Annotated in this window: 6 protein-coding genes; 4 read left to right on the plus strand and 2 right to left on the minus strand. The window is 69.1% G+C overall.

The window, feature by feature from the left end:
* Positions 1–20: 20 nt before the first annotated feature.
* Both ACZ5VQ_RS41900 and ACZ5VQ_RS41905 read right to left on the minus strand, forming a co-directional pair.
* Complete coding sequence (locus ACZ5VQ_RS41900; protein WP_469109597.1) at positions 21–965, minus strand: carbohydrate ABC transporter permease; 945 nt, start codon at positions 963–965, stop codon at positions 21–23.
* The gene (locus ACZ5VQ_RS41905; protein ID WP_469109598.1) at positions 965–2,281 is read right to left on the minus strand and encodes an ABC transporter substrate-binding protein; all 1,317 of its coding nucleotides are present in this window, start codon (positions 2,279–2,281) and stop codon (positions 965–967) included. The genes ACZ5VQ_RS41900 and ACZ5VQ_RS41905 overlap by 1 nt, the downstream gene beginning before the upstream one ends.
* Before the next feature lie 160 nt (positions 2,282–2,441).
* On the opposite strand from ACZ5VQ_RS41905, the gene ACZ5VQ_RS41910 reads away from it, so the two are divergent.
* The 4 genes from ACZ5VQ_RS41910 to ACZ5VQ_RS41925 all read left to right on the plus strand — a co-directional run bounded on the left by ACZ5VQ_RS41910 (position 2,442) and on the right by ACZ5VQ_RS41925 (position 9,435).
* Entirely contained in the window at positions 2,442–4,856 is a 2,415-nt protein-coding gene (locus ACZ5VQ_RS41910) for a glycoside hydrolase family 2 protein (RefSeq protein WP_469109599.1), read from the plus strand.
* Positions 4,853–5,884 carry a LacI family DNA-binding transcriptional regulator gene (locus ACZ5VQ_RS41915; RefSeq protein ID WP_469109600.1) on the plus strand — a complete coding sequence of 344 codons (1,032 nt, stop codon included), beginning with the start codon at positions 4,853–4,855 and terminating at the stop codon, positions 5,882–5,884. The genes ACZ5VQ_RS41910 and ACZ5VQ_RS41915 overlap by 4 nt, the downstream gene beginning before the upstream one ends.
* Before the next feature lie 201 nt (positions 5,885–6,085).
* Positions 6,086–7,312, plus strand: a complete 1,227-nt coding sequence (locus tag ACZ5VQ_RS41920; RefSeq protein ID WP_143638406.1) for a thiolase family protein — start codon at positions 6,086–6,088, stop codon at positions 7,310–7,312.
* Positions 7,309–9,435, plus strand: a complete 2,127-nt coding sequence (locus ACZ5VQ_RS41925) for a 3-hydroxyacyl-CoA dehydrogenase NAD-binding domain-containing protein (RefSeq protein WP_469109601.1) — start codon at positions 7,309–7,311, stop codon at positions 9,433–9,435. Before ACZ5VQ_RS41920 ends, ACZ5VQ_RS41925 begins: the two co-directional genes overlap by 4 nt.
* The last annotated feature ends 197 nt before the right edge of the window (positions 9,436–9,632 follow it).

The raw sequence follows: 9,632 nt of genomic DNA on the forward strand, positions 1-9,632 counted from the left end.
GCGGGTCACACCTCCGCGGCTCATACGAGATCCACCCTGTCGTCCGGGACCAGGCGTCGCTGCACCCAGGTCACCGCCAGGATGATCAGCAGGAGCACGACCGCGGCCGCCGAGGCGAGCCCCGTCTTGTTGAACTGGAAGGCCAGCTTCACCGTCTGGATCACGAAGGTCTCGGTGCCGGTCGCGCCGCCGGTCATGATGAACGGCACCTCGAAGGCCGACAGCGAACCGGAGATGGAGAGGATGACGGTCAGGCTGAGTACGGGCCTGATGCCGGGCGCGATGATGTACCGGAACTGGTGCCAGCGGTTCGCCCCGTCCAGCTCGGCGGCCTCGTACAGCTCCCCCGGGATGGACTGGATGGCGCCGAGGAACAGGACGAAGTTCAGGCCCGTGTAGCGCCACACGGAGACGCCTGCCAGCGAGACGTTCGCGGAGACCGGGGTGCCCAGCCAGGCGCGGTCGGAGTGGACGCCGAGGAGGCTCAGGACCGAGTCGAGCGTGCCGCCGTCCTGGAAGAAGTAGAGGAAGACGAAGCCGATCGCGACCCCGTTGATCAGATACGGGAAGAAGAGGATGCCCTTGAAGAAGTTCCGGAAGCGCACGTTGAAGCTCAGGACCGTCGCGAAGTAGAGCGCGGCCACTATCTGGAGCACAGACGCGGCCAGGTAGTAGCCGCTGACGAAGAAGACCTCGAACAGCTCGGGGCGGGTGAAGAGTTCGACGTAGTTGTCGGCGCCCGTGTAGCTGAGCTCGGGGCTGACGCCGTCCCAGTCGGTGAAGCTGTACGCGACCATGTTGGCGACCGGCGCGTACGTGAACGTGATCAGCAGGACCAGCGGGGCAGCGAGGAAGAGCCACGGGGTCAGGCCCTTCCTCAGGCGCAAACGGCGCGGGGCGCGTGCCGTGCGGGCGGCGGGCGCGGCCTCCTTCGGCCGCGCCGCCTTCTCGGTGGTGTCCGTCATCAGGACCCCGAGGACTTCCGTGCCTCTTCCCAGCGCCTGCCCAGGTCGCCCAGGAAGTCGTCGAGGCTGCCCTTCCTGGCGCCGCGGGCCAGGTCGACGAGGTCCTGGCGGTAGTCGGGCTTGTAGATGCCGACCTCGGACTGGTTGTCGATCTCCTTGACCGCCGCGCCCTTGGCGTCGTCGAGCTCGATGAGTTTCACGCCCGCGTCCTCGTACGGCTGCAGCACCTCGGGCAGCGGGGCGCCCTTGACCGGCGAGAGGGTCAGGTTGTCGGCCGCGTAGCCGGACTTGTCGGTGAACCAGTCGATCCAGGCGCGGGCCGCCTCCTTGTGGTCCGAGTTGACGTTGACGGCCTGGTTGTAGTCCGGCGACATGGTGGCGCAGTGCTTCCCGTCCTTCTGGGCGGGGAAGGGCATGAAGCCGATGTCGTCCGGGTTCGCGCCGGCCTGCTTCGCCGCCGCCTGGAACTGGGTGATCGCCCAGGAGCCGAGCCACATCGTGGCGATGTCACCCTTGGCCAACTTGGGCTTGGATGCTTCCCAGTTGGTGGTCGTCGGGTCCTTCTCGATCAGTCCGCCGCGCACGATGTCGTACAGCATGGTGTCGCCGACGCGCAGGTCCTCGCCCTCGGCCCACGGGTCGCCCGCGGCGAGCCTGGACGTCGCCTGCGGGTCGCAGCTGACAGCGCCGTCGACGTACGTCCAGTTCGTCAGCGGCCACATGTCCTTGAAGTTCGTGTAGTACGGGATCGCGTCGGTCTTGGCCTTGACGGCCTTGAGAGCGTCGATGAACCGGGCCGGTGTGGTGGGCCAGTCGGTGATCCCGGCCTCCTTCCAGACCCGCTTGTTGTAGAGGAAGCCGGGGAGCGCTCCCATCGGGCTCTGCCCGTAGACCTTGCCGTCGACCGTGGTGAAGTCGGTGAACAGGTACTTCTTCGCGCGCTCGGTCTCGGGGCCGAGGGAGGCGAAGAACCTGGGGTAGTCGTTCTTCTTGATCACGGCGGGGATCATCAGCACATCGCCGTAGTTCTCGGTGTTCATCCGGATCTTGACCTCGCCCTCGTAGTCCGTGAGGGCGTCGAACTCGACCTCGACCTTCGGATAGGTCTTGTTGAACTCGGCCGCGTACTTCTTCATCGTGCCGTCCTGCACGAGGTCGGTCCGGTGTGTGAGGACCGTGATCGTGCCGGTCACCTTGTCCGGGTCGACGGGGGCCTTGGCGTCCGCGCCCTTCGACGTGCCTCCGCTTCCGGTACAGCCCGCGGCCAGCAAAGCGGCGGCGAAGAGACTTCCGGCGAGTTTCGTGCGGCGGTTCATTTGCACCAGCTCCGTTCAGGGACGGATGAGCACGAGTGGGATGGCTGGTTCCGCACTCTGACAGCCGTCACTAAACCGGTAAAGTCCCTATTTCGGCCAACGATTCAAGAGTGTGTACCAGCCCTGGTCAGCAATGGCCTATACCGGTTTAGGAGTGCGCATGCTGGACGTCACACCGATCGACGAGGGATGGATCCTGCGGCACGACGGGGCCGCGCTCCCCGCCACGGTGCCGGGCTGTGTGCACACGGATCTGCTGGCGGCGGGGATCATCCCGGACCCGTTCCTCGGGCGGAACGAGACCGACGTGGCGTGGGTGGGGCGGCGCGACTGGACGTACGAGACGACGCTCACCCCGGTCCCGGGCGGGCACGAGCAGACGGACCTCGTCCTCGACGGCCTCGACACCGCCGCGGAGATCCGGCTCGACGGTCAACTCCTGGGTTCCGTACGGAACATGCACCGCTCGCACCGCTTCGACATCACGGGGCTCGGCGGCCGGCTCTCGGTGAACTTCCGCTCGGCCTACGGCGAGGCGGAGGCGGTGCGCGGGCGGCTCGGCGAGCGGCCCAACGCCTATCCCGAGCCCTTCCAGTACCTCCGCAAGATGGCCTGCTCCTTCGGCTGGGACTGGGGGCCGACGCTGGTGACGGCCGGCATCTGGAAGCGGGTGCGTCTGGAGCACTGGTCGACGGCCCGGATCGCCCGGGTGCGTCCGGTCGTCACGGTCGAACAGGGCGTGGGCCGGGTGGAGTTGCACGTCGATGTCGAGCGGAGCCGGGTCGAGGCGGGGCTCACCCTGGGCGCGAGGATCGGCGGCGTCGGGACGGAGGCGACGGTCGACGGCACCAGCGGAGTCGTACGCCTCGAAGTGCCGGACGTCGATCTGTGGTGGCCGCGCGGGTATGGCGAACAGCCGCTGTACGACGTCGAGTTGTGGCTCAGCCACGAGGGACTGCTGGACATCTGGCGGCGCCGGATCGGCTTCAGGACCGTCGAGCTGGACCGCGGGGACGACGAGCACGGGTCGGGCTTCACCTTCGTCGTGAACGGCGAGCGGCTCTTCGCCCGGGGCGTCAACTGGATCCCGGACGACGTCTTCCCGTCCCGGATCACCCGCGAGCGGTACCGCACCCGGCTGACCCGGGCGGCCGACGCGGGGGTGGATCTCGTACGCGTCTGGGGCGGCGGAATCTACGAGAGCGAGCACTTCTACGACGCCTGCGACGAGTTGGGCCTGCTGGTCTGGCAGGACTTCCCCTTCGCCTGCGCCGCCTACCCCGAGGAACAGCCGCTGCGGGGCGAGGTGGAGGCCGAGGCGCGCGAGAACGTCGTACGGCTGATGCCGCACCCCTCGCTGGTCCTGTGGAACGGCAACAACGAGAACCTGTGGGGCTTCAAGGACTGGGGCTGGGAGCAGCGGCTGGCCGGGGACTCGTGGGGCGAGGGCTACTACCTCGGTCTGCTGCCGCGTGTCGTCGCCGAGTTGGACCCGACACGGCCGTACACACCGGGCAGCCCCTGGTCCGGCTCCTGGGACCACCACCCCAACGACCCGGCACACGGCACGCATCACTCGTGGGAGGTGTGGAACCGGGAGGACTACGCGGACTACCGGCTCCAAGTACCGCGATTCGTGGCCGAGTTCGGCTGGCAGGCACCGCCCGCGTACGCCACGCTGCGGCGCGCCCTGCCCGACGAGGAACTCGCGCCCGACTCCCCCGGCATGCTGCACCACCAGAAGGCCGACGACGGCAACGGCAAGCTGTTGCGCGGGCTCGCCCGTCACTTCCCCGTGCCCGAACAGGGCTTCACCGAGGGCGACTTCGACCGGTGGCACTATCTCGCCCAGGTCAACCAGGCACGGGCAGTCGCCGCCGGGATCGAGCACTGGCGCTCCCACTGGCCGGTGTGCGCGGGCACGATCGTCTGGCAGCTCAACGACTGCTGGCCGGTGACCTCCTGGGCGGCGATCGACGGTGACGGCCGCGAGAAGCCCCTCTATCACGAGCTGAAGAGGCTGTACGCGGACCGGCTGCTGACGATCCAACCACGGGGTGAGCGGCTGGTGTTGGCGGCGGTCAACCAGGCCGCCGAGCCCTGGCAGGGCCGCCTGACGTTGCGTCGGATGTCGGTGGAGGGCGGTGTCGTGGCCGAGGCGAGTGTGGGGTTCGACGCCGGGGGGCGGGCCGTCGCCGATGTCCGCGTACCGAAGGAGCTGGAGCCCGTCGGGCCCAAGGAGTTCCTGGTGGCGGACGCGGATGCGGACTCGGACGAAGACAGGCAGCGGGCGCTGCACTTTCCGGTGCCCGACCGTGAAATCCCGTACCCCAGTCCTCGGTTCGACGTCTCGGTCGCTCCGGGCGGCCGGGTGACCGTAACGGCCCATACGCTCGTACGGGATCTCCTGCTGCAGGCCGACCGGCTGGCGCCCTCGGCGTCGGCCGACCGGGGGCTCGTGACGCTGCTCCCCGGGGAACGGGTGACCATCGGCGTGCGCGGCTGGGAGACTCTGGACCATCTGGACGCGGAGACCGCACGATCCGCCCTGTACTGCGTGGAGCCCGCCCGATGACGACACCACCCCGCGTCACGATCAAGGACGTCGCTGCCCGCGCCGGGGTGTCCAAGGGGGCCGTGTCGCTCGCCTTCAACCACAAGCCGGGGCTCGCCGACGCGACCCGGGACCGGATCTTCGAGGCTGCGCGCGAACTGGGGTGGGCGCCGAACCTCGCCGCCCGGTCGCTGTCCAGTCGCCGTGTGGACGTGGTCGGCCTCGCCATCTGCCGGCCGGCGAAGCTGCTCGGGCTCGAACCGTTCTACATGGAGTTCATCTCGGGCGTGGAGAGCGTGCTGACCGAGCACTCGTGCTCCCTGCTGCTGCGGCTCGTGCGCACGGTGGAGGAGGAGGTCGGGCTCCAGGACTCCTGGTGGCGGGGCAAGCAGATCAGCGGGTCGATCCTGGTCGACTTCCGCGCCGACGATCCTCGGGTGCCCGCCGTCGACCGGCTCGGCATGCCCGTCGTGGCCGTCGGGCACCCCGCGCTCACCGGCGGGCTCACCTCCGTGTGGACCGACGACGCCACCGCCGTCACCGAGGCCGTGCGGTATCTCGCGGCGCTCGGGCACCGGCGGGTCGCCCGGGTCGGCGGCGCGGCCGCGCTCGGCCACACGGCGATCCGTACGGCGGCGTTCGACGAGGCGGCGCGGGTCCTTGAGCTGGCCGGGGCCCGGCAGGTGGCCACGGACTTCTCGGGCGACGCGGGGGCGAGGGCCACGCGGTCGCTGCTGACCGCCGCGCCCTCCGATCGGCCCACGGCGATCGTGTACGACAACGACATCATGGCGGTGGCCGGTCTTTCGGTGGCCGCGGAGATGGGGCTGAGCGTGCCTGGCGATGTGTCGCTGCTCGCCTGGGACGACTCCCAGCTGTGCCGGCTCACGCATCCGACGCTGTCCGCGATGAGTCATGACGTGCACGGGTTCGGGGCGGAGGTCGCCCGAACGTTGTTCGGCGTCATCACCGGGGAGGGGGGTGGGGGGTCGCATCCCGTGCCCACACCCGTACTGACCCCCCGGGCGTCCACGGCGCCGCCGCGGTAGGGCCCGTACGGGGGTGCGGGTGTGTCGTGGCTTGTCGCGCAGTTCCCCGCGCCACTGAAAGCGGTGATTCGTGTGACCTTCGCCGCTCCCCGCTGTAGGACTGGGCAGGGTGGTTACCCGTAAGTAGCATGGGAGGTGAGCGCGCGCTCAGGGCGTGTGTGTCGCGCAGCAGTGCCATCCCGCATCTGGAGGAGAGCCATCGTGCCTCGTACCGTCAGGGACGTCGTCTTCGTCGACGGCGTCCGCACCCCGTTCGGCAAGGCGGGCCCGAAGGGCATCTACCACGAGACCCGTGCCGACGACCTCGTCGTGAAGGCGATCCGAGAGCTGCTGCGCCGCAACCCCGGACTCGACCCGAAGAAGATCGACGAGGTCGCCATCGCCGCGACCACGCAGATCGGCGACCAGGGCCTGACGCTGGGCCGCACGGCCGGAATCCTGGCCGGGCTGCCGCAGTCCGTGCCGGGTTACTCGATCGACCGTATGTGTGCCGGTGCGCTGACCGCGGTCACCTCGACCGCCGGCTCCATCGCGTTCGGCGCGTACGACGCCGTCATCGCCGGTGGTGTCGAGCACATGGGCCGCCACCCCATGGGCGAGGGCGTGGACCCGAACCCGCGGTTCGTCAGCGAGAAGCTGGTCGACGAGTCCGCCCTGTTCATGGGCATGACCGCCGAGAACCTGCACGACCGCTACCCGCACATCACCAAGCAGCGCACCGACGAGTACGCCGTGCGCTCGCAGGAGAAGGCCGCCAAGGCCTACGCGAACGGCAAGATCCAGGCCGACCTGGTCCCGATCTCCGTACGCCGTACGAACGCGGAGGCCGGTGAGACGGGATGGGGCCTGGTCACCGCCGACGAGCCGATGCGTCCGGGCACGACGCTGGAGAACCTGGCCGGTCTGAAGACGCCGTTCCGTGTGCACGGCCGGGTCACCGCGGGTAACGCGGCCGGTCTGAACGACGGCGCGACCGCGTCGATCATCGCGTCCGAGGACTTCGCCCGCGAGAACAACCTGCCGGTCAAGATGCGCCTGGTCTCGTACGCCTTCGTGGGTGTCGAGCCCGAGGTGATGGGCTACGGCCCGATCCCGGCCACGGAGAAGGCGCTGGCGAAGGCCGGTCTCTCCATCGAGGACATCAACCTCTTCGAGATCAACGAGGCCTTCGCCATCCAGGTCCTCGCGTTCCTCGACCACTACGGCATCGCCGACGACGACGCGCGCGTCAACCAGTACGGCGGCGCCATCGCGTACGGCCACCCGCTGGCCTCCTCCGGCGTCCGGCTGATGACGCAGCTGGCCCGCCAGTTCGAGGAGCAGCCGGAGGTCCGTTACGGCCTCACCACCATGTGCGTCGGCTTCGGCATGGGCGCCACGGTGATCTGGGAGAACCCGCACCACAAGGACGCCGGAGGCGACAAGTGAGCACCACTGAACTCCTGAAGGGCGCGGCCGAGCTGTTCCCCGACGAGGTCGTGACGTCGGCGCACGTACGCCACCTCGACCTCCCCTTCGGCGCGGGCCGTTTCGCGCTCATCACCCTTGACAACGGCCTCGACCACACCAAGCCGACCACCTTCGGCCCGGCCTCGCTGGCGAACCTGAACACCGCCCTCGACCAGGTCGAGAAGGAGGCCGCGGCCGGCGAGATCATCGGCGTCGGTGTCACCGGCAAGCCGTTCATCTTCGCGGTCGGCGCGGACCTCAAGGGCGTCGAGCTCCTGAAGGACCACAAGGACGCGCTGGCCATCGGCAAGGGCGGCCACGAGGTCTTCAAGCGCCTCGCGGCCCTCGCGGTCCCGACCTTCGCGTATTACAACGGCGCGGCCATGGGCGGTGGCGTCGAGGTCGGTCTGCACTGCACCTACCGGACCGTCTCGAAGGCCCTGCCCGCCTTCTCGCTGCCCGAGGTGTTCCTGGGCCTGGTCCCGGGCTGGGGCGGCTGCACGCTGCTCCCGAACCTCATCGGCGCCGAGCGTGCCGTGAGCGTGATCATCGAGAACTCGCTCAACCAGAACAAGCAGCTCAAGGGCCAGCAGGTCTTCGACCTCGGGATCGCCGACGCCCTCTTCGAGGGTGCGGACTTCCTGGAGCAGTCGCTGATCTGGACCGCCCAGGTCCTGAAGGGCGACGTCAAGGTCGAGCGTCCGGCCGTCGACCGCGGCGAGGCCTGGGACCAGGCCGTCGCCAAGGGCCGTTTCATCGCGGACAGCAAGGTGCACGGGGCGGCCCCGGCCGCGTACCGCGCGCTGGACATCATCGCCGCGGCGAAGAACGGTGACCTGCAGCAGGGTTACGACGCCGAGGACGTGGCCCTCGCCGACCTGATCATGGGTGGCGAACTGCGCGCCGGTATCTACGCGTTCAACCTCGTACAGAAGCGCGGCAAGCGTCCCGCGGGCGCCCCGGACAAGAACCTCGCCCGTCCGGTCACCAAGGTCGGTGTCGTGGGCGCCGGTCTGATGGCCTCGCAGCTCGCCCTGCTCTTCCTGCGCCGCCTGGAGGTGCCGGTCGTGCTGACCGACATCGACCAGGAGCGCGTCGACAAGGGTGTGGGCTACGTCCACGCCGAGATCGACAAGCTGCTGCTGAAGTCCCGTATCAACCAGGACAAGGCCAACCGCCTCAAGGCCCTGGTCACCGGTGTGCTGGACAAGGCCGAGGGCTTCTCCGACGCCGACTTCATCATCGAGGCCGTCTTCGAGGAGATCGGCGTCAAGCAGCAGGTGTTCGCGGAGGTCGAGGCGGTCGCCCCGGCGCACGCGATCCTCGCGACGAACACCTCCTCGCTCTCGGTGTCGGAGATGGCGTCGAAGCTGAAGAACCCCGAGCGGGTCGTCGGCTTCCACTTCTTCAACCCCGTCGCGATCCTGCCGCTCCTTGAGATCGTGCGGGGCGAGGCTACGGACGACGCCTCCCTCGCCACGGCCTTCGCCGTCGCCAAGAAGCTCAAGAAGACCGCGGTTCTGGTGAAGGACGCCCCGGCGTTCGTCGTGAACCGCATCCTCACGCGCTTCATGGGCGAGATCCAGAACGTCATCGACGAGGGCACGTCGGTCGAGGTCGCGGAGAAGGCGGTGGAGCCGCTGGGTCTGCCGATGTCGCCACTCGTGCTCCTTGAGCTGGTCGGTCCCGCGATCGGTCTGCACGTCTCGGAGACGCTGAACCGGGCCTTCCCGGAGCGCTTCACGGTCTCCCCGAACCTCGCGGCCGTCGTCAAGGCGGGCAAGCGTGGCTTCTACGTGTACGGCTCCGGGAAGCCGGAGCTGGACCCGGAGGTCGCCGCGCTGCTCAAGCAGGGCGATGTCGTGCTGACCGAGGAGCAGGTTCGCGAGCGCGTCCTCGACGCCGTGGCCCAGGAGATCGGGCTCATGCTCGACGAGGGTGTCGTGGCCGAGGCCCAGGATGTCGACCTGTGCCTGATCACCGGTGCGGGGTGGCCCTTCCACCTGGGTGGGATCACGCCCTACCTGGACCGTGAGGGTGTCTCCGAGCGGGTCAACGGTAAGCCGTTCCTGGCGCGGGGTGTGGCTTCCGTGCCCGCGTAGCCGCTGCGCTGCGCTTGTCAGTGCCCCGTACGCCTGCCCGGCGTGCGGGGCACTTGGCGTTCTTCGCCCCCGCCGCCCCTACCCATTCCCGTCCCTTACTCGGGGGCTCCGCCCCCGAACCCCCGCCAAAAGATTGCGCAGTTCCCCGCGCCCCGAAAAGGGGCGCGGGGAACTGCGCGATCAGCCACAACGAAGCC

This window comes from Streptomyces sp. NPDC033178 (genome assembly GCF_055577685.1).